The sequence below is a fragment of the Bradyrhizobium diazoefficiens genome, from assembly GCF_016616885.1.
Taxonomy (GTDB): Bacteria; Pseudomonadota; Alphaproteobacteria; order Rhizobiales; family Xanthobacteraceae; genus Bradyrhizobium; species Bradyrhizobium diazoefficiens_F.
Genome location: NZ_CP067102.1, coordinates 5,143,805 through 5,166,369 on the forward strand (window position 1 = coordinate 5,143,805; position 22,565 = coordinate 5,166,369).

The window sequence follows — 22,565 nt, forward strand, 5'->3', positions numbered from 1 at the left end:
GCTCACTTCTCCGGCAGTCCCGCCTCGACCTCGGCCTGAACGACGCGATCCCAGGCTGCGAGACAGACCGGACTTACATTCTTCATCGGCGGCGAGACGTTGAGCCTTGTCGTGCCGGGCCGCAGCCGCAATCCCTCCGCAACCGCCGCCCTCGCCTCCTCAAATCGGCCCGATCGCTGATAGGCGGCGGCGAGCAGCAGGTGCGAGCGGCCGGTCGCCGGCGTGATCGCGATCGAACGCTGCAACCACGGCAACGCCTCTTCGTCACGCCCCATCATAACATTCGCCAGGCCCGCGCCGAGCAGCCAGGTCCAGCGCGAAGCCGCCGGTGTGTCGTAACGATCGGCTTGCCGAAATGTCGCGAGCGCATCGTCGAAGCGGCCGAGAAAGATCTGCCCAAGACCGATCAGATAAAGTGCAGACCCGTCCCACGGGTCGAAGCTCAAGGCTCTAGCGCAGGTGACGAGACTTTCCACGAAATGGTTGGTGGCGCTGAGGAAGCGGCAATGGGCCTCGAGCACCGGAATCGAATTGGGCTTTAGCCGCAACGCCTGCTCGAGCATCGCATTGGCGCTCGCCTCGACCGTCACAGCCTCCTCCGGGCTGAACCAGACCATCTGAATGCCGCGCAGCTGCAGCGAAGAGAGCGCGACGGCAAGATCGACGTTGTCAGGATCGTCGGTGAGCGCCTTCTGCAACATGGCCTGCGCCGCGCCAAAGCGCTCGCGCGTGGTCGGGTTGATCGAGGCGAGCGCCTGCTCGACCGCCACCTTATCGCCGCCGGCCGACGGCTTGCGGGTTGAGGCTGCCGACGCGCTCGGCTCCAGAATTTCGTTCAAGCGCCGCGCGAGCACATGGCCAGCGCCGGCGGCGAGCCGGGACTGCGCGAGCTGCACGTCTGCCTCGTCAACGCTGGCCGATGCCGCAGTGACGGACAGAACCTCGCCGGTGTCCGCTTTGATGATGCGCGCCCGCAGCGTCCAGGACTGGTCGCTGAGCTGCAGCTCACCTCGCAGCTCGTAATCGGACGCGGCCGCGGTCGCGGCGGCGCTCTCGCCGCTTCGGACCATCAACCGCGGCGCAACCACGCTGATGTTCTGGATCTTCGCAAAGCCATCCGCGAGCCGGCTGGTGACCTCCGTCGCCATTGCGGCGCCGCGCGGATCGTTGCTGGCGTCGACGATTGGCACCACCGCGATGCGCGGCGGCGGTCGCTTGAACAGGAGGTCCGGCTTCAATGCCGGCGCGGCCACTGCAAGACCCATGACGATCACGCGAGCCCGGCGACGGCCGAGAGGAGCGCACGCCGGCTCAAGCCAAACAGGGTTCGCTGCGGCCTCACAGGCGATGCGGCACCCCGAGCTGCCGCCCAGCCGAGCGGCCCAGCCGTACCTTGCGCCGGGTTGGCGGCAGGCGCGTCCACAACCTCCGCCGTCAGCAGATAGCCGCCGCCCGAGGCGAGTTTGATCATCTGCCGTCGCTCATCGCCGAGCGCGGTGCGAAGCTCGCGGATGCATTGGAACAGGTTGTCCTCGCCGACATGGACGTTCGGCCAGACCGCCTCCATCAGCTCCTGCTTGCTCAGCACCCGGCCGCCACTGGTGGCGAAAAGCCGCAACATCTCGAAGGTCTTGGGCCGGAGCTTGATCGCAACGCCATCGGCCCCGCGCAGCTCAGCGCGCTGCTGATCCAGCTCGAAGCCGGCGAAACGAAGCACGTTATCCCCCAAAGCGTTACTCCAGCCGGCTCATATAGCGGAAGTCTGTCGAAAATGCCCGAAAATCGGGTCTGAAATGGAAATATCAGAAACTTTCAGAAATTTGCGAACCCCTTATCAGGACACCCCTGCCGCCCGATGCGATGAATCCGGTCGAGGACTCGCGAGCATGCGCTGGGGGAAGTTGTGAGAACGGGGAAAGATTGTTTCAAGGCGAACCGCTTGCGGGCCGCCCTGCTGACGTCGTCGGCGCTGGCCTTGGCCTGGGCACTCCCGGCCGCCGGGCCGGCCCGGGCCCAGGACGCGACCTGGCTGGCTACGCCGGGCTCGGGCGACTTCAATACCGGCGCCAACTGGGACACGGGCACGGTGCCGACCAGCACCGCCTTTTTCGGTGCCTCTTCCACGACCGGCCTGACGATTTCGGCCGGCACCACGGTCGACGGCTGGACCCTCAATGCCGGCGGGCCAGCCTATACGTTCACCATCAATCAGGCTCTCAATTTTTTCGGCGCCGGCATCGACATCCAGGGCGGCAGCGCCACCATCACTAACAACAGCAACCTGCTTTTTTACAACTCCAGCACGGCCGGCAGCGCCGCCATCGCCAACAACGGGGCCCTCAATTTCTCCATCACCAGCACGGCCGGCAGCGCCACCATCACCAACAACAATTACCTGTCCTTCGACGGCACCAGTTCGGCCGGCAGCGCCACCATCACCAACAACAGCATCCTGTATTTCTACAACACCAGCACCGCCGGCAACGCCACCATCGCCAACAACAGCGTCCTGTATTTCTTCGACTCCAGCACGGCCGGCAACGCCACCATCACCAACAACATCAACTTCTTGGAGTTCTACAACACCAGCACGGCCGGCAATGCCACCATCACCAACAACGGCGGCCTGAATTTCTACGACACCAGCACGGCCGGCAACGCCACCATCACCAACAACAGCTTCCTGCATTTCTACAGCACCAGCACGGCCGGCAGCGCCACCATCACCAACACCAGCCACCTGTATTTCAACGACACCAGCACGGCCGGCAACGCCACCATCACCAACAACAGCTTCCTGTATTTCTACAACTCCGGCACGGCCGGCAACGCCACCATCACCAACAACAATTACCTGTCTTTCAATGACGCCAGCACGGCCGGCAGCGCCACCATCACCAACAACAGCGGCCTGCATTTCAGCGGCACCAGCACCGCCGGCAGCGCCACCATTATCAACAACGCCGGTGGCACGGTCGATTTCTCCGGCGGCACCGGCCCGAACGGCGACAACAAGCTCAGCGCCGGCTCGATCGCGGGCGCCGGCAACTATATCCTCGGGGCGAACGAACTGACGGTCGGTTCGAACGATCTTTCGACCGAGGTGAGCGGCGTCATCTTCGGCGCCGGCGGCTCGCTGGTCAAGACCGGCACCGGCACGCTGACGCTGTCGGGCATCAATACTTATACCGGCGGCACCACGATTTCCACCGGCACGCTGCAACTTGGCAATGGCGGCGGGACCGGCTCGATTGCCGGCAATGTCGTCAACAACGGCGTGTTCGCCTTCAACCGCACCGGGACACTGACGCTCGCCGGCGACATCTCGGGCAGCGGCGCTGTCCAGCAGATCGGTGCGGGCACCACCATCCTCACCGGAAACAACACCTACAGCGGCGGCACCACGATTTCCGCCGGCACGCTGCAACTCGGGAATGGCGGCGCGACCGGCTCGATCGTCGGCAACGTCGTCAACGACGGCGTGCTCGCCTTCAACCGCACCGGGACGCTGACGCTTGCCGGCGATATCTCGGGCAGCGGCGCGGTGCAGCAGATCGGTACGGGCACGACGATCCTGACCGGCACGAACAGCTACACAGGGGATACCACCGTTTCCGGCGGCACGCTGCAGTTCGGCGACGGCAGTTCGGGCGGCGGCAATTCTCTTGGCGGCAACCTCACCGTGACCAGCGGCACGCTGGCGATCCAGACTCCGGCGACGCTGAACGTCGCGCAGACGGTGACCTTTGCCGACAACACCGCTTTGTCGATCATCGCCGGCGCGAGCAGCCCGGCGCTGTCCGCCGACCGCGTCGCGATCGGCAACGGCGTCGCCTTCAACATCAGCGGCATCAGCGATGCGAGCCAGCTCGACAAGGTGCTGATCGACACCACGTCGGGGATCAGCGGCGACTTCGCCGCTGTCACCGTCGGCGGCTTCAGCGGCACGGTGGACTATCTCACCGTGTCCACCCACAAATCGGCGGACAGCCTGCAATATCTCGCCAGCTACGGCTTGAGCTGGACCGCCGGCAACGATCTCGCCCATGGAACCTTCACGCTCACCAACACCGCCGACAGCTTCACGGTCGGGACCGCGCTCGCCGACCAGGCGGCGAACGCAGCGACCGGATGGAACGGCACCTCGCTGACCAAGGCCGGCGCGGGCACGCTGATTCTGACGGCGGACAATACTTACAGCGGCGGCACCACGATCAACGCCGGCACGCTGCAGCTCGGCAATGGCGGCACGGCTGGATCGATCCTGGGCGCCGTAACCGTGGGTGCGAGCGGCACGTTCGATGTCGTCAACGCCGATACCAGCGGCATCACCAGCATCTCGAACAGCGGGCACACGTATTTCCGCAACGGCACGAGCGCCGGCAGCGCCACCATCACCAACAACAACTTGGTGCAGTTCAACGACACCAGCACCGCCGGCAGCGCCGCGATCACCAACAACACCGCTACGTTTTTTTATGACGGTTCTTCGGCCGGCAGCGCGACCATCGCCAACTATGCCTCTCTGTACTTCTACAACTCCAGCACGGCCGGCAGCGCCACCGTCACCAACAACGGCTACCTGGGTTTCTACAGCACCAGCACGGCCGGCAGCGCCACCATTACTAACAACAATTACCTGTATTTCACCGGCACCAGCACCGCCGGCAGCGCCGCGATCACCAATAACACCGCTACGCTTTTTTATGACGGTTCTTCGGCCGGCAGCGCGACCATCACCAACTATGCCCTTCTGTACTTCTACAACTCCAGCACGGCCGGCAGCGCAGCGATCACCAACAACGGCAGCCTGGGTTTCTTCAACACCAGCACGGCCGGCAGCGCCACCATCACCAACAACAACAACCTGGGTTTCTACAGCACCAGCATGGCCGGCAGCGCCACCATCACTAACAACAATTACCTGTATTTCAACGACACCAGCACCGCCGGCAACGCCACCATTATCAACAACGCCGGTGGCACGGTCGATTTCTCTGGCAGCATCGGCCCGAACGGCGACAACAAGCTCAGCGCCGGCTCGATCGCGGGCGCCGGCAACTATATCCTCGGCGCCAACGAACTGACGGTCGGCTCGAACGATCTTTCGACAGAGGTGAGCGGCATCATCTCGGGCGTCGGCGGCTCGCTGGTCAAGACCAGCACCGGCACGCTGACGCTGTCGGGCATCAACACCTATACCGGCGCGACCACGGTGAATGGCGGCACCCTGGCGGTGAATAGCGATATCACGGCTTCGAGCGGCGTTACCGTGAACGGCGGCGGCACGCTCGGCGGCACCGGCCAATTGCCGACAACCGTCATCAACAGCGGCGGCACGCTGGCGCCGGGCAATTCGATCGGCACCATCACCGTCAGCGGCAACCTGACCTTCAATGCCGGCAGCTTCTACACCGTCGAAGTCTCGCCGAGTGCCGCCGACCGTACCAATGTCACCGGCACCGCGACCTTGACCGGCGCCACGGTGCAAGCGGTGGCCTTGCCAGGCAGCTTCCGCGCGCAGACCTATACCATCCTGAACGCGACCGGCGGATTCGGCGGCACCCAGTTCGCCGGCATCACCGGCAGCAGCTTCGCCCCCGGCGCCCGCAATCCGCACCTGACCTACGACGCGAACGACGTCTATCTGGTGCTCGATCCCGGCACGCTGCAGCTTTCGCCCGGCGCCAGCGGCAACCAGACCAGTGTCGCCGGCGCCATCAACAATTTCGTCGAGAACGGCGGCACGCCGCCGGCCGGCTTCGACGTGCTGCTGAACATGAGCGGTTCGCAGCAGGCGAACGCGCTCAACCAGGTGTCGGGGCAACCCGGCGCCGGCAGCGCGCAGGCTTCGTTCAACGCCATGCAACAGTTTTTGGGCATGCTCGATCCGCTCGGTGGCGGCAGCACGGACGGCGAGCGCGGCACGAGTGGCGGTGCTGCGGACGGCGGCGCGTTGGGCTACGCCGCCACCGCTCAGGATGGCGCGAGGGTGCGCGAGGCCTACGCCGCAGTGACGCCGCGCGGGGCCAGCGGCGAGGTCATCGACCGGCGCTGGGGCGTGTGGGCCTCCGGCTACGGCGGCGCCAGCACATTGAGCGGCAACGCAGCGACTGGTTCGAGCTCCACCACCAGCCGCATCTACGGCACCGTGGTCGGTGCAGACTATCGTCTCTCGCCGGACACGCTGCTCGGCTTCGCGCTCGGCGGCGCAGGCTTCAACTTCTCGGTGGCGGATGCGCTCGGCGGCGGCCGTGCCGATGTCTTCCAGGCCGGCCTCTATGCCCACCACAATTTTGGGCCCGCCTATGTGTCGGCGGCTCTCGCCTATGGCTGGCAGGACGTCACCACCGATCGCACCGTGACGGTCTCGGGCACCGACAGACTGACCGCGAACTTCAAGGCCAGCACCTCCTCAGGCCGTCTGGAAACGGGCTGGCGGTTCGTCCCGTTGCCTGCGTCTACCTTTGGCGTGACGCCCTACGCGGCCGTGCAGGCCACAACCTTCCACCTGCCCGGTTACGGCGAGACCGCGATCGTCGGCAGCAACCAGTTCGCGCTGTCCTACACCGCGCAGGACACCACCAATATCCGCACCGAGCTCGGCGGGCGCACCGACCAGCGCTTCCTGGTCGACGACGGCGTGCTCACCTTGCGCGGCCGGCTCGCCTGGGCCCACGACACCAACACCAACCGCCTCGTCAGTGCCGCCTTCCAGACGCTGCCGGGCGCGGCCTTCACGGTCAACGGCGCGCGACCTGCCGCAGATTCCGCGCTCGTCAGCGGCCGCGCGGAAATGAAATGGCGAAACGGTCTGTCGCTCGCGGGCACGGTTGAGGGCGAGTTCTCCCGCAGCACGCAGACTTACACGGGGAAAGGCACGGTGCGTTATGAGTGGTAGGTGCGTGCCCGACGGTGCAATTCATGCCGCGCGCGAGGTGCCACGAGTTTTTTTTCGCCAGCGGGGCGATTCAACCAAGCCGCAGTTCGACTTAAGCACCGTCACCGCCGGCAACGCGCCGGCGGCGGTTCTACTGTGCATGGGGTTGTTTTGCGGAAATCGCGTTGCCGGGGTGGCCGCAGCCCCTCACCTTCCTGTCTTCACCTTCGTCCACAGCCGGTTGATGACCCGCTGCGTCGCCGGATCTCGCGCGGTGATGACGAACAGTTTTGCCAGCGTGGCGTCGTCCGGATAGATGTTCTTGTCGTTCAGGATTTTCGGATCGACCAGCTTCTGGCTGGCGAGGTTGCCGTTGGCGTAGGACAAAAAGTCCGAGTTCTTGGCGGCGACGTCCGGGCGATAGAGATAGTTGATCAGCTCGTAGGCCTCTTTGACGTTCTTGGCATCCGCGGGGATCGCGAGATTGTCGAAGAACATCTGCGCGCCCTCTTTCGGGATCGCGTAGCCGATCTCGATGCCGCTGCCATTGTCTTTCTTGGCTTCCGCGGCACGAGCGCGGGCCTGCATGATGTCGCCGGACCAGCCGACCACGAAGCAGATCTCGCCGGTGGCGAGCGCGCTCAGATATTCGGACGAATGAAATTTCCGCACGGACGGGCGGACTTTTGCGACGGCGTCGGCGGCCTTCTCCAGGTCGGCCTGCTTGGTCGAATTCGGATCGAGCCCGAGATAGTTCAGCGCCGCCGGAAAGATGTCGTCGGCGGAGTCGAGCATGTGGACGCCACAGTCTTTGAACTTGGCCAGGTTCTCCGGCTTGAAGACGATGTCCCAGCTGTCGATCTTGGCGTCGGGCCCAAGGATCTGCTTCACCTTGGCGACGTTGTAGCCGATGCCGGTCGTGCCCCACATGTAGTTCGCGGCAAAATCGTTGCCGGGATCGTAGGTCGAAAGATTCTTGGTCACCATCGACCAGGCGTTGGCCAAATTCGGCAGCTTCGACTTGTCGAGCTTCTGGAAGATGTTCGCCTTGATCTGGCGCTGCAGGAAATAGGCGGTGGGCACCACGACGTCGTAGCCGGACTTGCCGGCCATCAGGCGCGTCTCCAGCGTCTCGTTGGCATCGAACGTGTCGTAGACGACCTTGATGCCGGTCTCCTTGGTGAAGGCCTCAAGGACGTCGGGCGCCATGTAGTTCGACCAATTGTAGAAGTTGACGACCCGCTCCTCGGCCCCCGCTCCTTGCGAGAGGAACGTCAGCGCTGCGGCGATTGCAAAACCAAGGCAAGCCCTGAAACGGCTGACGTTCGTCATCGTCCCTACCTCTTGCGTCCGCGCACCGCGTCCGACAGCCGCTCCAGCGCGGTGTCGAGCGTCTGGTCCTTCTTGGCGAAGCAGAAGCGGACCACCGAGGTCACCGGATCCTGTTCGTAGAACGCCGAGACCGGGATCGCGGCGACCTTGTAGTCTTTCACGATCCGCCAGCAGAAATCGGCATCGCTCTCGTTGAGCCCGAGCGGCGACAGGTCGACGGTGAGGAAGTAGGTGCCCTGCGACTTCAGCACAGGAAAGCCGAGGCTCTCGAGCCCCTTGGTCAGGCGGTCCCTGCTTCGCGTCAGATCCTGGCGCATCGACAGGAAGTACTCGTCGGGCTTGCCGAGGCCGTAGGCGACGGCGGCCTGGAGGTTCGGCGCGGTCGTGAAGGTCAGGAACTGGTGCACCTTGGCGGCGACGCGCAAGAGCGGCGGTGCGGCGCAGACGAAGCCGATCTTCCAGCCCGTCAGCGAGAAGATCTTGCCCGCCGAGCCGACCTTGATGGTGCGGTCGCGCATGCCGGGAATGGTAATCAGCGGGATGTGCTTGTGCTCGCAGAAGGTGACGTGCTCCCAGACCTCGTCGCAGATCGCGATGACGTCGAACTCCTGGCAGTAGCGCGCCAGCAGCTCAAGGTCCTCGCGCGGATAGACCACCGCGGAGGGATTCAGGGGGTTGTTGAACAGCACCGCCTTGGTCTTTGAATTGAAGACGCTTTTCAGCATGTCCTCATTCAGCCGCCAGTGCGGCGGCTCGAGCCGCACCAGGCGCGGAATGCCGCCGGCCTGGCGGATGATCGGCAGATAGGAATCATAGACCGGCTGGAAGCAGACCACCTCGTCGCCGGGCTGCACCACCGACAGGATCGCCGAGGTCAGCGCCTCGGTGCCGCCGGAGGTCACCATCACCTCGCTCATCGGATCGAGCTTGAGGCCGTGCCAATGGCCGTAATGGGTCGCGATCGCCTGGCGCAGCTCCGGGATGCCCATCATCGACGGATACTGGTTGTAGCCGTTGAGCGAGGCGTCGGCGGCTGCGCGGCGGATGTCCTCAGGGCCTGGATCATCAGGGAAGCCCTGGCCGAGATTGATGGCGTTGTTGTCGCGCGCGGCCTGCGACATCGCCTCGAAGATGGTGACGGGAAGGTCGGCGAAGACCTTGTTCAGCGAAGAGCTCTTGGTCATCGCGACGTTAGCCGCCAACCTTGCTGGGGAGACCCGCCGCCTTCCAGCCCAGCATGCCGCCGGCCAGATGCTTGTCGTAAGGCAGGCCCGCGGCCTGGGCGGCGAGCGAGGCGGTCACCGAGCGCTTGCCCGAGCGGCAGGCGAACACGACCTCCTTGCCTTGCGGATCGGGGATCGCCTTGGGTTCGAAGGTCGAGAGCGGCACGACGACACCGTAAGGGTAAGCCTCGGCCTCGACCTCGTTCGGCTCACGGACGTCGACGAGCAGATAGCGGCCCTCCGCAACACCCTTGGAAACCTCCTCGGGGGTCAGATCCTGTACTTGATTTGCCACATCATCCTCCAACGTCGCGGGGCGCTTGCCGGGGCGATCCCGGCCGGCGGGCAACCTCGCCTCTCGGCATGCGAAAATCAAGCGCTACAAAGGCTTGAGCTGCCTTGCGCAAGTTAAAGCTAAATCGCAGCGACTTGAAGCGCGCTTTGAATCCGGCGCTAGATCGTGGCCTTAAATCGTCACCTGCGTGCCGACCTCGACGACGCGGCCGCTCGGGATCTGGAAATAGTCGGTGGCATCGTTGGCGGAGCGGCTGAGCGAGATGAACAGCCTGTCCTGCCAGCGCGGCATGCCGGAATGGGCGGCGGGCTTGAGCGCCCTCCGCGACAGGAAGAACGAGGTCGACATGATGTCGAACTGCCAGCCGAGCTTGCGGGCGATGGCGAGCGCCTTCGGCACGTTGGGCGATTCCATGAAGCCGAACTTCAGCGTCACCTTGGAGAAGGTCGGGCTGATCTGCTCCAGCTTCACGCGCTCGGCCGGATCGATGCGCGGGGTCTGCGCGGTCTCGATGGTGAGAATGACATTCTTCTCGTGAAGCACTTTGTAGTGTTTCAGACTATGCATCAGCGCAGTCGGCGCGCTCAGGGGATCGCTGGTCAGAAACACGGCGGTGCCGGGCACCCGCTGCGGCGGCCGCTTCTCCAGCATCGCCACGAGGTCGGCGAGCGGGAATTCGAGCTTGCGCGACTTCTCGAACAAGAGCCGGCTGCCGCGCCGCCATGTGTACATCAGGAGGATCATGAGGGCGCCGAGCGCGAGCGGCACCCAGCCGCCCTCGAACACCTTGAGCAGATTGGCGGCGAGGAAGGTCAGGTCAAGGAACAGGAACGGCGCGATCAGGGCGGCCGCCCACAGCGGCGACCACTTCCAGGCCTTCCAGATCACGACAAAGCCCATCATCCCCGTGACGACCATCGTCCCGGTCACGGAGATACCGTAGGCGGACGCCAGCGCACTGGAGGAGCGGAACAGCAGCACCATCATGATCACCGCAACCAGCAGCAGCTGGTTGATGCGCGGGATGAAGATCTGGCCGGAATGGGCTTCAGAGGTATGGCGAATTTCGAATCGGGGCAGCAGCCCAAGCTGGATCGCCTGCCGTGTCAGCGAATAGGCGCCGGTGATGACGGCCTGGCTCGCGATGACGGTGGCGGCGGTGGCCAGCACGACCATGCTGCCGCGGATGATGCCTTGCGGGAAGAGCTGGAAGAACGGGCTCTCGATCGCGCCTGGATCGCCGAGCACGAGAGCGCCCTGCCCCAGATAGTTCAGCGCCAGCGACGGCAGCACGATGAACAGCCAGGCGGCCTGGATCGGCCGCTTGCCGAAATGGCCGAGATCGGCATAAAGCGCCTCGGCGCCGGTGACGGCCAGGAACACCGCACCAAGCGTCACGAAGCCGATGATGCCGTGGTGGAACATGAAGGACACGGCGTAGAACGGATTCAGCGCGAACAGCACCTGCGGCTGCGCGATGATCGGATGGATCGCCGCGACCGCGATCACCGCGAACCAGACGCACATCACGGGCCCGAAGAACGCCGCAACGCGGGCGGTGCCGCGCGATTGCACGGCAAACAGGAACACCAGGATCACCACCGTCAGCGGAACGATGTAGGGCTCGAACCGCAGCGTGACGTCCTTCATGCCTTCCAGGGCCGACAGCACCGAGACCGCCGGCGTGATCACGGCATCGCCGTAGAACAACGCGCCGGAGATGATGCCGAGCAGGACGATGGTCGCCCCGCCGGTGCCGACCGCACGCTGGGCCAGCGCCATCAAGGCCAGTGTGCCGCCCTCGCCGTTGTTGTCGGCGCGGAGCAGGATCACGACGTATTTGAGCGTCACCACGACGATCAGCGCCCACAGGATCAGGGACACCACGCCGAGGACAGCCGCCGAGGTCGGCGCGCCTTCCGCGCCAGAGGCCGCCATTACCGCCTCGCGGAACGCGTAGAGCGGGCTGGTACCGATGTCGCCATAGACCACGCCGATGCTGCCGAGCGTCAGCGCACCGAAACCGGCGGTTGTGTGGGCATCGCCACGCCCATTGGCCGCCACCGTTTCCGGGGCGGGAACTGCTACGTCACTTGTCATGGGAGAGCCTGGTGGCCTCTAAAAATGCTTCACTGCACAACGGCGGAGGAGCGCGCGCGGCTTATAGTCCTGCGCTGATGGCATAGCCTAGCCCGATTTTGGGCCCTTGGCATGCAAATCCGCATGGGTCCGCAATTGCGTCCCGATGGAAGGTTCAAATGGTGACCTGGGTTCCGACTTCAACCACCCGCCCGGTCGGAATCTGGAAATAGTCGGTGGCGTCGTTGGCCGAGCGGCTGAGCGCGATGAACAGGTGGTCCTGCCAGAGCGGCATGCCCGACTGCGCCGACGCCTTCAGCGAGCGCCGCGACACGAAGAACGACGTCGACATGATGTCGAACTGCCAGCCCTGCTTGCGCGCGATCGCGAGCGCCTTGGGCACGTTCGGCTGCTCCATGAAGCCGAAGCGCAGCCGGACCTTGGAGAACTTCTCGCTGATCTTCTCCATCTTGAAGCGCTCGGAGAGATCGACCCGCGGCGTGTGCGCGGTCTCGATGGTCAGGATCACGTTGTGCTCGTGCAGCACCTTGTTGTGCTTGAGATTATGCAACAGCGCAGTTGGCACGAAGGCGGGATCGCTGGTCAGGAACACCGCCGTGCCCTTGACGATGTGCGGCGGACGCTTCTCCAGGCTGCGGATCAGATCGTCCAGCGGCACCTCGATCCGGCGCGTTTTCTGGATCAGGATCCCCGAGCCGCGCCGCCAGGTCCAGATCGTCCCCGCCATTGTAGCGCCGAACAGCAGCGGCACCCAGGCGCCTTCGAGCAGCTTCAGCAGGTTGGCGCTGAAGAAGGTCATGTCGACCATCACGAAGGGCAGGATCACGACCGCCGCGGTCGCAGCTTTCCAGTTCCACAATTTCCAGATCACCACGAAGCCCATGATGCCGTCCGCGACCATGGTGGTGGAGACCGCGATGCCGTAGGCCGAAGCCAGATTGCTGGGCGTGTGGAACAACAGCACCAGCAGCATCACGCCGATCAGGAGCAGCCGGTTGACACGCGGCAAATAGATCTGGCCGGCATGGGTTTCGGAGGTGTAGCGCACCTCGAAGCGCGGCAGAAGGCCGAGCTGCACCGCCTGATAGACCAGCGAATAGGCGCCGGTGATCACCGCCTGGCTGGCGATGACGGTGGCTGCGGTTGCAAGCCCGACCAGCGGCAGCACCAGATGCTCGGGCACCATGCGATAGAAGGAATGCTCGATCGCGCTTGGATCGGACAACACCAGTGCGCCCTGCCCGAAATAATTGATCAGCAGCGACGGCAGCACGAAAAACATCCAGGCCGACTGGATCGGCTTGCGGCCGAAATGGCCGAGGTCGGCATAGAGCGCCTCGCCACCGGTTACGGCGAGGAAGACCGCGCCGAGCGTCACCAGGCCGATCGTGCCGTGCGATAGCAGGAATTGGAACGCATAGTAAGGATTGATCGCAGCCAGCACCGACGGATCGTCGGCGATGTGAATAACGCCCAGCACCGCCAGGACAGTGAACCAGATGACCATCACCGGCCCGAAGGCCGAGGCCACCAGCGCGGTCCCCTTGCTCTGGACCGCGAACAGCAGCACCAGGATCAGCACCGTAAGCGGCACGACATAGTGCTCGAACGCCGGCGTCGCGAGCTTGAGGCCGTCGACCGCCGATAGCACCGAGATCGCCGGCGTGATCATGGAATCGCCGATGAACATGGAGGCGCCGACCACACCGAGCGCGAGCAGGAACCAGCTCCGCCGTCCGAGCGCGCGCTGGCCCAGCGCCATCAGCGAGAGCGTGCCACCCTCCCCGTTATTGTCGGCGCGCAGCAGCAGCAGGACGTATTTGGCGGTGACGACGATCAGCAGGGCCCACAGGATCAGCGAGAGTACGCCGAGCACCATGATCCGCGTCACCGGCTCGCCATGGGCGGCGCCCCTGACCGCCTCGTGGAACGCGTAGAGCGGTGAGGTGCCGATGTCGCCGAAAACGACACCGATGCTCCCGAGCGTGAGGGACCAAAAGCCCGAGGTGACCGGCCCTTCCTGGGTCTCGGTCGATGTGATGCTCGCCGTCATGAGGGTGGAAAACGCTTCGTCCCTGGAATTGATCCGGCGCCTTTTGACGCTTTCGCTGCGCCTGTCAATCGGCCCGCTACCATAGCAGACGCCGAGCGAGATGCTGTAATGGCGCGGCCACGTTCGTTGCCTTCACGACGAACAGCCTCAGGTAAAATGGTAGCGCAAGAGGCTCAGGGCTTCAAATTCGGCGGCAGCGGCGGATCTTCACGCATCAAGGTGATGGTCACGCGGCGGTTCGCGGCCAGCGACGGATCGTCCGGGAACAGCGGCTGCGTGTCCGCCTTGCCGGAGACAGCGAAGATGTGCGCCGGCGGCAGGCCCTCGCGCTCGAGGATCTGGCGCACCGCATTGGCGCGGTCGGCCGACAGGTCGAAGGCGCCGTAGTCACTGCGGGTCGGCACGAAGCCGGCCGCGGTGTGGCCGGCGATAGAGACGCGCAAGGGGGTCGCCTTAAGCGGGACCGCGAGCTTCTCGATCAGGCGGCGGGTGCGGTCGTAGGGGACCTTGGAGCCGTCAGCGAACATCGAGCGGCCGTCCTGATCGACGATCTCGAGGTTGAGACCCTGCTTGGTCTCCTCGAACATGATGTGCTTGGACATCTCGGTCAGTTCAGGCATGTCCTGCAACGCCTGGCGCAGCGAGGCGGCTGCGAGCGCAAAATTGCGATCGATCTTGATCTTGGCGCCGGACGTCTTGTCGCGATCCTCCTGATCCGGTGTCGGCGTATTGGAGGACTCCTCAGGCTGGATGTGGTCGACGTTCTTCAGCCGCGCGCGAGTCGGCAGGCCGTCGGATTCGATGATGCCGGCGTAGCGCGCTTCACTCTGCACGCCGAAGGCCTCGCGCATGGAGCCTGCGACGATCTTCAGCTTGTTGGCGTCCTGGGTGGAGAATGCGACCAGCATCACGAAAAACGCGAGCAGCAAGGCCATCAGATCGGCGAACGTCACGAACCAGCCGTGGCCGCCGTGTGCGTCTTCGCGTTTTTTCTTTGCCATCGGTCAGATCCCGGCGTCCGGCGTTACGCCGGAACCGGCTCGCCTTCGGCGTGGCGGTGCTTCTCGGGCAGATAGGCCAGCAGCATTTCGCGCACCAAAGTCGGGCTCTTGGAGTCGCGGATCATGAGGATGCCGTCGATGATCAGCGTGCGATTGGTTTCCTCGTCGATCAGCTTGCCATGCAGCTTGTCGGCGATCGGCAGGCAGAGCAGGTTCGCGACCAACGCACCATAGAGCGTTGCCAGCAGTGCGGTCGCCATGAACGGGCCGAGCTTCGAAGGATCCGACATGTTCGAAAACATCTGCACCATGCCGATCAGCGTCCCGATCATGCCGAATGCAGGCGCGCAGTCGCCGACGGCGCGGTAGATCTTGCTGCCTTCGTTGAGATGCAACAGGAAATTGTCGCGGTCGCGTTCCATATTGTCCCTGATAAAATCGAGGTCGTAGCCGTCGGCGACGTAGCGGATGCCCTTGGCGAGGAAGGGCTCGTCGGTCTCGACCTTTTCCAGGCCGACCGGGCCCTGCTTGCGGGCGATCTCGGCGATGCGGGCGAGCTCGTCGACCAGGTCGTGTGCCGACAGCCGGCTCATCGTGAAGGCGAACTTCATGCCAAGTGGCAGACCGTGCGCCAGCACCGAGAGCGGAAAGCGGATCATGGTCGCTGCGGCCGATCCGCCGAAGATGATGATCGCCGCATGATCGCTGATGAACATGTGCAGATCGCCGCCCAGAAACACCATCGTCGCGATGACGATCATGCCCGCCACGAGGCCGGCGCCCGTCATAATATCCATGGGAGTCTCCAAAGCGAACGCAACAACGGCCGTCCTGGCCGGTGGCGCGGTCCAACCCCGAACCGCATCGGAAACCCTAGAGCGGCGCCCTTAAAGCCGCGTAAAGGTTAAGTTCAGCCGGTGCGACGGTGCGGCGCGGAGCGCCGAAAGGATGGCGGCTTTGCCATTCTGCGACGTCAATCTCAACGCTTTGCTAACCATAAATGAGGCGGTCAGGACGACAGTCCCGTCAGCTCCAGGCTGAGCGCGCGCAGGCGACTGCGCGCATCGGCATCATAGGCCTGCGGATTGGCGCGCGCCTCGTTCATGCCGTTGAAGAACAGGCCGCTCTCGCCCGCGACGTCGTCGCCTTCGACGAGATGCAGGATTGCAGCACCACCCTGCTCCACCGTCGACATCGGCGTGATGCCGCCGGCGCGCACCATAGTGGTGTTCATGTAGGTCGCCGGATGCAACGAATTCGCGGTGATGCCGGCGTCCTTGAGCTCGGCCGCGAGATCGATCGTAAACATGATCTGCGACAGTTTGCTCTGCGCATAGGCGCGCGAGCCGCTGTAGCCCTTCGTGATCATGACGTCGTCAAAATCGATCGGATGCTGGCCGAGCGACGCGACATTGACGATGCGCGAGGGCGCGGCGGCCTTCAGCAACGGCAGCAGCAGACGAGCGAGCAGGAAGCCCGAGAGATAGTTCACGGCAAAGCGCAATTCGTGACCGTCGCGGCTCTCCTGGCGCTGCGGCCCGTCGCTCTGCGAGCCGATGCCGGCATTGCTGACGAAAACATCGAGGCGTTGATGATCCCGCGTCACGGCCGCGGCGAGCTCGCGCGTGCCAGCCATCGACGACAGATCAGCCTGATAGAAGGTCGGCGCCATGTGGCCGGCCTTCACGATCTCGTCGATCAGCGCTTTTGCCCGCGCCGCGTCGCGACCGTGGATCAGAACCTTCGCGCCTTCGCCGGCAAGGCGGGTTGCAACATAGCGTCCGACGCCATCGGTCGAACCGGTGATCAGCACAGTCTTGCCGGCCATGTCCATGGCGTCACTCCGTCGATTTGGAAGCGAACTGCATCTACGTTGTCGTTCCACCTCTCCCCTCCGGGGTCCCTTCGGGGGAGAGGTGTAGGAAACCTCAGTGGATCTCCGCCGAGCGCTTCAGCGCGGCCTTGAGCTTCTCCAGCGAGAAGTCCGGGCTGCGTGCGATCTCGAGGATTGGCGTCTCGCGGCGGCCGCAGAGCTCGGCGGCCTCGGGGAGCTTCGCGGCGATGTCGAGCGGGATCACGATGGCGCCATGCTGGTCGGCGTGGATCAGATCGTCGGACTTCACGGTCATGCCCGCCACGCGCACCTCGCCACCAAAGCTCTCGGCATGCACCCAGGCATGCGACGGGCCGATCGAGCCAGCCAGCGCCTGGAAGCCTGGGGCCCATTGCGGGATGTCGCGGATCGAGCCGTCGGTGATGACGCCGAGGCAACCGAGCGCCTTGTGCACGTTGCTCTGCACCTCGCCCCAGAACGCGCCGTAGCCGACGTCGGGACCGTCGATGTCCTGGATCACCGAGATGCGCGGACCGTGGCCGGTGCCGACATATTCGTAATATTCGATGCGGCGCTTCGACTGTTCTTCGGCCGGCAGCGACGATTTCAACACCGAGCGGATCGCGACGGTGCGGGCGTAGCCCACGATCGGCGGCAGATCCGGGAACGGGCAGACCAGCTGCTTGGTGGTGTAGCCGATCAGGCGGCGCTCGGGCGCGACGATCTCCATGGCGTTGCAGATCGTCGGCGTGTCATAGCGGCCCAGTGCTTCGAGGACGGAAGCGGGCAGCGGCCTGGTCGCAGAATTCGTCACGGCGTTCTCTCCCAGATTGGCGGCCGCTGTTGGCGCGGTGCCGCCGGCACAGGGCGATATAGCCGAGATCGGGCCTCAACCCAACTCAGGCGCTCTCATGGCAGATATCCGCGTGCGCTCGCTCAGTGCAGCCGTCCGGGCCGGTCGTCGTCATCGTGCGGCGGCTCGGCCAGGTTTGCCAACGTCGGTGCAGACGGCGGCGACGGCACCTCGCCGCCTGCAGGCACTGTCGCTTCCGTCGCGCGGGCCTGATCGCGGTAGGATTTGTAGCCGAGCGGCAAGGCGAGCAGATAGAGCACCGTGCCGATCGAGAGCACGTGCCAGGGATAGGCGATCAGGATCGCGATGAAGACGATCACCGCGACGAAGGCCGGCAGCACGAGCTCGGGCGGCACGCGCATCCGCTTGGTCTTGCCGGAGAACACCGGTAGCCGCGAGACCATCAGGAAGGCGATCAGCAGCGTATAGGCCGCCGTCACCGCCGCGGGCGCGCGGCCAAGCTCGAGGAAGGCGACGTAGATCGGCAGCAACACGGTAATGGCGCCGGCCGGCGCCGGCACGCCGGTGAAGAAATTGGCGGCGAAAGCCGGCTTGTTCGGATCGTCCATGGTGGCGTTGAAGCGCGCGAGCCGCAAGCCGCCGGAGATCGCAAACACCATGGCGGCGATCCAGCCGGCATTGCCGAGCTCGTGCAGCTGCCAGAAGTACAGCATCAGGCCGGGGGCGACGCCGAAATTGACGAAGTCGGCGAGGCTGTCGAGCTCGGCGCCGAACTTCGACTGGCCCTTGATCAGGCGCGCGACGCGGCCGTCGATGCCGTCGAGCGCGGCCGCGAACACGATGGCGTAGACGGCGAGCGACATCCGCCCCTCGATCGACAGCCGGATCGAGGTCAGGCCGGCGCAGATCGCCAGCAGCGTGATGACGTTGGGCACCAGCATCCGCACCGGGATCGGGCGGAACCGCCGGCGGCGAATATCGGGATCTCTATAATCGTAGGGCGTCATTGGCGCGTCCTCACCTGCAGGCGAGATATAGCAAGCCGTGTTCCCCTCCGCCATTGCGGCGGAAGGCCCCCGACACCGGCTTCTTGGTCAATTGGCACGATAGGTGCGGCTGGGATCGTCTCCCGTGAGGTCGGCCAGGATGGTCTCGCCGGCGATCGCGGTCTGCCCTTCCGAGACCAGCGCCTTGGTCCCAACAGGCAGGTAGACGTCGAGACGCGAGCCGAACCGGATCAGGCCGAACCGCTCACCGGCGCCGACCACCTGCCCTTCCTTGACAAAGCAGACGACGCGTTTTGCGACGAGGCCTGCGATCTGGATCACGCCGATGCGGCCCTGCGGCGTCGAGATGACAAGCGAATTGCGCTCGTTGTCCTCGCTCGCCTTGTCGAGTTCGGCATTGATGAACAGGCCGGGCCGATAGGCAATGCGGTCCACCCTGCCCGCGATCGGGCTCCGGTTCACATGGCAGTTGAACACGCTCATGAACACCGAGATGCGCGGCAGCGGCCGGTCGCCGAGCCCGAGCTCGGCCGGAGGCAGCGCCATGGTGATCATCGAGACGCGGCCGTCGGCAGGCGACACCACGAGCCCGTCGCGCACCGGCGTGACCCGCACGGGATCGCGGAAGAACAGCGCACACCACACGGTGATAATGGTGCCGATCCACCCGAGCGGCGACCACAGCCAGAACAGGATGAGGCTGGCCAGCGCAAAGCCGCCGATGAAGGGATAACCCTCCTTGTGGATCGGCGGGATCTGACGCTGGATCGAATCGAGAATGGACATCGCTATCTGCCGCTCAGGGGTGATGGCGCGGGTCGTCTCGCGCTCCGGGGTTGTTTAGGCCAGAGTTGGGACCGGAGACAAGCTCACTCCGCGGCCGCTTGCGCCGTGAGGGCGTCCTCGACCGGGGGCGGCTCCCGATTGGGCGCCTCGCTCCTGTCGGCCATCCGGGCCAGTTTCTCGCGTGCGGCCTCGGCTTCACGCTGCCTGTTCCACATGCTGGCGTAGAGACCGCCCTGCGCGAGCAGGCTGGCATGGGTGCCGCGCTCGGCGATGCGGCCCTGGTCCAGCACGATGATCTCGTCGGCGCCAACGATGGTCGAGAGGCGATGCGCGATCACCAGCGAGGTGCGGTTCTTCGCTACGCGGTCGAGCGCGCCCTGGATCTCGTGCTCGGTGTGCGTGTCGAGCGCCGAGGTCGCCTCGTCCAGCACCAGGATCGGCGGCGCCTTCAACACGGTGCGCGCGATCGCGACGCGCTGCTTCTCGCCACCCGATAGCTTCAGGCCGCGTTCGCCGACCTGGGTCTCGTAGCCCATCGGTGCCATGCGGATGAAATGGTCGATCTGCGCCAGCCGCGCCGCCTCCTCGACCTCGGCATCGCCAGCGTCCCAGCGGCCATAGCGGATGTTGTAGCGAATGGTGTCGTTGAACAGCACCGTGTCCTGCGGCACCATGCCGATCGAGGCCCGCAAGCTCGCCTGCGTGACCTCGCGGATGTCCTGGCCGTCGATCAGGATCTTGCCGCCGGAGACGTCATAGAGGCGGAACAGCAGCCGCGAAATGGTCGACTTGCCCGCGCCGGACGGGCCGACGATCGCGACCGTCTTGCCGGCGGGCACCTCGAAGCTGATGCCTTTGAGGATCGGCCGCGCCGGCTCATAGGCAAAGCGCACATCCTCGAAGCGCACGTTACCGGCGGAGACGACCAACGGCTGCGCACCGGGCTCATCCTTGATCTCGGCCTCGCGACCGATCACGCCGAACATCTTCTCGATGTCGATGATCGCCTGCTTGATCTCGCGATAGACCATGCCCATGAAGTTCAGCGGCTGATAGAGCTGGATCATCATGGCGTTGACCAGCACGAAATCGCCGACCGTGTTGGTGCCGTTGCGCACGCCGATGGCGCACATCAGCATGGTCGCGGTCAGGCCCAGCGTAAAGATCACGGCCTGGCCGGTGTTGAGCACCGCGAGCGAGGTGTAGGTGTGAACGCTCGCCTCCTCGTAGCGCGCGACCGACTTGTCGTAGCGCTGCGCCTCACGGGCCTCGGCGCTGAAATATTTGACGGTCTCGTAGTTGAGCAGCGAGTCGATCGCCTTGGTGTTCGCCTCGGTGTCGGAATCATTCATCTTGCGGCGGATGCCGATCCGCCATTCGGTCGCGATGTAGGTATAGTACATGTAGACCGCGACCGTGATCAGCGTTGCCGCCACGTACCGCCAGTCGAACTGCCACAGCAGCACCGCCATCAGCAGTGAGACCTCGACGATGGTCGGGATCAGCTGCAGGATCACCATGCGCACGATGACCTCGATACCCTCGCGGCCGCGCTCGAGCACCCGCGTCAGGCCGCCGGTCTTGCGCTCCAAGTGAAAGCGCAGCGACAGCTCGTGCATGTGGACGAAGGTAATGGTCGCGAGCTTGCGCACCGCATGCATGGCGACGCGCGCAAAGATGCCGTCGCGCCATTGCGTCAGCACCGCCATCACGATGCGCATCACGCCGTAACTCGCGGTCAGGAGCAGGGGCGAAGCGACCACCCAGAGGTGCCAATTGTCGGCCTGCACCGGCGCGGTGTTGGCGCCGGTGAGCGCGTCGGTCGCCCATTTGAAGCTGAACGGCACCGTCAGCGTGATCAGCTTGGCGGCGAGCAGCAGCACCATCGACCAGACCACGCGCATCTTCAGGTCGACGCGGTCGCCCGGCCAGATATAGGGCCACAGATGTGCCAGCGTGCCCATCAGGGTGGCCCGCTCCAGCGGTCCGCCTGCAGGCTCTGGCACGTCAGGGACGTCTGGCAAATGAGGTGGGCTCATCAAGAAACCTGGAGGCCCGCCGGATGCGAGCGCGGTGCGATTTGCGATTTTCGCTCGTCATATAGAAGCTTCCGGGGGCAAGCGCACCCCGCCAGATGGCGAATCTTCGATTGTTTGTCGCCATTTACCGGTAGATTTCCGGGTCATCCGAATCACCGATGGGGCTTGACGCCCCTTCGCTGCAATGCATCATGGTGCCAATGAGCACGATCAAAACCGTCTGTGTCTATTGCGGCTCCGGTCCCGGAACCAATCCCCACTTCACCGAAGGCGCCAAGGCATTCGGCAAGGCGCTCGCCGACAACAACATCCGCCTGGTCTATGGCGGCGGCTCGCTTGGCCTGATGGGCTCGGTCGCGACCTCCGTGCTCGATCACGGCGGCACCGTCACCGGCATCATTCCTGAATTCCTCCGGAAGCGCGAGAATGCGCTGACCCGCGTGCAGGAAATGATCGTCACCCCTGACATGCACGAACGCAAGCGGCTGATGTTCGAGCGCTCCGACGCCTTCGTGGCGCTGCCGGGCGGCGTTGGTACGCTGGAGGAGCTGGTTGAGCAATTGACCTGGAAGCAGCTCGGCCGTCACGCCAAGCCCGTGCTGCTCGCCAACATCGACAATTTCTGGGAGCCGCTGTTCTCGCTGCTGTCGCATATGCGCCAGACCGAGTTCATCCGCGCCGGCCTTTCGATCGATATTCTCAAGGCCGATCGCGTCGAGGACATCTTGCCGAAGCTGAAATCGGCCGTGGCCCAGATCGCCGAGGCGGAAAAGCAGCTCGCCCCGGACGTCGCGCGCAAGCTGTAATCACTCCTGCGGAAACGTCACCGCCTCGATTCGGTTGCCGTCGGGATCGACGACGAAGGCCGCGTAGTAACGCACGCGGTCATGCGGGCGGATGCCCGGCGCGCCATCGGATGCGCCGCCGGTCGCAAGCGCGGCAGCGTGGAATGCATCGACCTCGGCCGTTGTCTTCGCCCGCAGGCAGATGTGTACGCCGCTCTCCGGTGGCACAGGCGGCATGGCCTCGCGCAGATTGATCCAGAATTCGGGATAGGCCTTGCCGAAGCCGACCGTGCGCGGTCGCGTCACGAGGCGGGTGAGGCCGAGGGCGGCGAGCGTGGTTTCATAGAACTTTGCGGCGCGTTCGAGCTCGCTGACGCCGACGGAGATGTGGTCGATCATTTAGCGCTCCCCTCTAT

At 64.7% G+C, this 22,565-nt stretch carries 17 protein-coding genes; 2 read left to right on the plus strand and 15 right to left on the minus strand.

The features are described 5' to 3' along the window. Positions 1–2: 2 nt before the first annotated feature. Together JJC00_RS24225 and JJC00_RS38255 are read right to left on the minus strand one after the other, a co-directional pair. Entirely contained in the window at positions 3–1,265 is a 1,263-nt protein-coding gene (locus tag JJC00_RS24225; protein WP_246773893.1) for a tetratricopeptide repeat protein, read from the minus strand. A gap of 5 nt (positions 1,266–1,270) precedes the next feature. Then, positions 1,271–1,717 carry a winged helix-turn-helix domain-containing protein gene (locus JJC00_RS38255; protein ID WP_246773894.1) on the minus strand — a complete coding sequence of 149 codons (447 nt, stop codon included), beginning with the start codon at positions 1,715–1,717 and terminating at the stop codon, positions 1,271–1,273. Between the two features lie 222 nt (positions 1,718–1,939). Between JJC00_RS38255 and JJC00_RS24230 the strand changes: the two genes are divergently transcribed. Next, positions 1,940–6,901 (plus strand): beta strand repeat-containing protein, encoded by a 4,962-nt coding sequence (locus tag JJC00_RS24230; RefSeq protein ID WP_200468418.1) that lies wholly within the window; start codon positions 1,940–1,942, stop codon positions 6,899–6,901. A gap of 186 nt (positions 6,902–7,087) precedes the next feature. Here JJC00_RS24230 and JJC00_RS24235 read toward each other — a convergent pair whose 3' ends face one another. From JJC00_RS24235 to JJC00_RS24290, 12 genes are all read right to left on the minus strand, one after another. Beyond that, entirely contained in the window at positions 7,088–8,212 is a 1,125-nt protein-coding gene (locus JJC00_RS24235) for a polyamine ABC transporter substrate-binding protein (protein WP_200468419.1), read from the minus strand. A 5-nt stretch (positions 8,213–8,217) separates the two neighbouring features. Then, positions 8,218–9,396, minus strand: coding sequence for an aminotransferase (locus JJC00_RS24240; protein ID WP_200468420.1), 1,179 nt, complete (start codon positions 9,394–9,396; stop codon positions 8,218–8,220). Between the two features lie 7 nt (positions 9,397–9,403). Then, positions 9,404–9,730 (minus strand): rhodanese-like domain-containing protein, encoded by a 327-nt coding sequence (locus JJC00_RS24245; protein WP_200468421.1) that lies wholly within the window; start codon positions 9,728–9,730, stop codon positions 9,404–9,406. Between the two features lie 171 nt (positions 9,731–9,901). Next, positions 9,902–11,830 carry a potassium transporter Kup gene (locus JJC00_RS24250; protein ID WP_200468422.1) on the minus strand — a complete coding sequence of 643 codons (1,929 nt, stop codon included), beginning with the start codon at positions 11,828–11,830 and terminating at the stop codon, positions 9,902–9,904. 154 nt (positions 11,831–11,984) lie between these two features. Then, positions 11,985–13,883: a potassium transporter Kup gene (locus tag JJC00_RS24255; protein ID WP_200468423.1), complete on the minus strand. Its 1,899-nt coding sequence runs from the start codon at positions 13,881–13,883 to the stop codon at positions 11,985–11,987. 173 nt (positions 13,884–14,056) lie between these two features. Beyond that, complete coding sequence (locus JJC00_RS24260; RefSeq protein ID WP_200468424.1) at positions 14,057–14,884, minus strand: OmpA/MotB family protein; 828 nt, start codon at positions 14,882–14,884, stop codon at positions 14,057–14,059. A gap of 23 nt (positions 14,885–14,907) precedes the next feature. Then, on the minus strand, positions 14,908–15,681 hold the full coding sequence (locus JJC00_RS24265; RefSeq protein WP_200468425.1) for a motility protein A: 774 nt from the start codon (positions 15,679–15,681) through the stop codon (positions 14,908–14,910). Between the two features lie 212 nt (positions 15,682–15,893). After that, the gene (locus JJC00_RS24270; protein ID WP_200468426.1) at positions 15,894–16,718 is read right to left on the minus strand and encodes an SDR family NAD(P)-dependent oxidoreductase; all 825 of its coding nucleotides are present in this window, start codon (positions 16,716–16,718) and stop codon (positions 15,894–15,896) included. Positions 16,719–16,812: 94 nt separating this feature from the next. Beyond that, positions 16,813–17,532: an RraA family protein gene (locus JJC00_RS24275; RefSeq protein WP_200468427.1), complete on the minus strand. Its 720-nt coding sequence runs from the start codon at positions 17,530–17,532 to the stop codon at positions 16,813–16,815. A 122-nt stretch (positions 17,533–17,654) separates the two neighbouring features. Further along, complete coding sequence (locus tag JJC00_RS24280) at positions 17,655–18,539, minus strand: CDP-alcohol phosphatidyltransferase family protein (RefSeq protein ID WP_200468428.1); 885 nt, start codon at positions 18,537–18,539, stop codon at positions 17,655–17,657. Positions 18,540–18,626: 87 nt separating this feature from the next. Further along, complete coding sequence (locus JJC00_RS24285; protein WP_200468429.1) at positions 18,627–19,325, minus strand: phosphatidylserine decarboxylase; 699 nt, start codon at positions 19,323–19,325, stop codon at positions 18,627–18,629. Between the two features lie 83 nt (positions 19,326–19,408). Continuing rightward, positions 19,409–21,364 carry an ABCB family ABC transporter ATP-binding protein/permease gene (locus JJC00_RS24290; RefSeq protein ID WP_200468430.1) on the minus strand — a complete coding sequence of 652 codons (1,956 nt, stop codon included), beginning with the start codon at positions 21,362–21,364 and terminating at the stop codon, positions 19,409–19,411. Positions 21,365–21,564: 200 nt separating this feature from the next. On the opposite strand from JJC00_RS24290, the gene JJC00_RS24295 reads away from it, so the two are divergent. Next, complete coding sequence (locus tag JJC00_RS24295) at positions 21,565–22,170, plus strand: TIGR00730 family Rossman fold protein (RefSeq protein WP_200468431.1); 606 nt, start codon at positions 21,565–21,567, stop codon at positions 22,168–22,170. Here JJC00_RS24295 and JJC00_RS24300 read toward each other — a convergent pair whose 3' ends face one another. Beyond that, a complete protein-coding gene (locus JJC00_RS24300) occupies positions 22,171–22,548 on the minus strand; it encodes a VOC family protein (RefSeq protein ID WP_200468432.1) in 378 nt (125 codons plus the stop codon). Between the last annotated feature and the right edge of the window lie 17 nt (positions 22,549–22,565).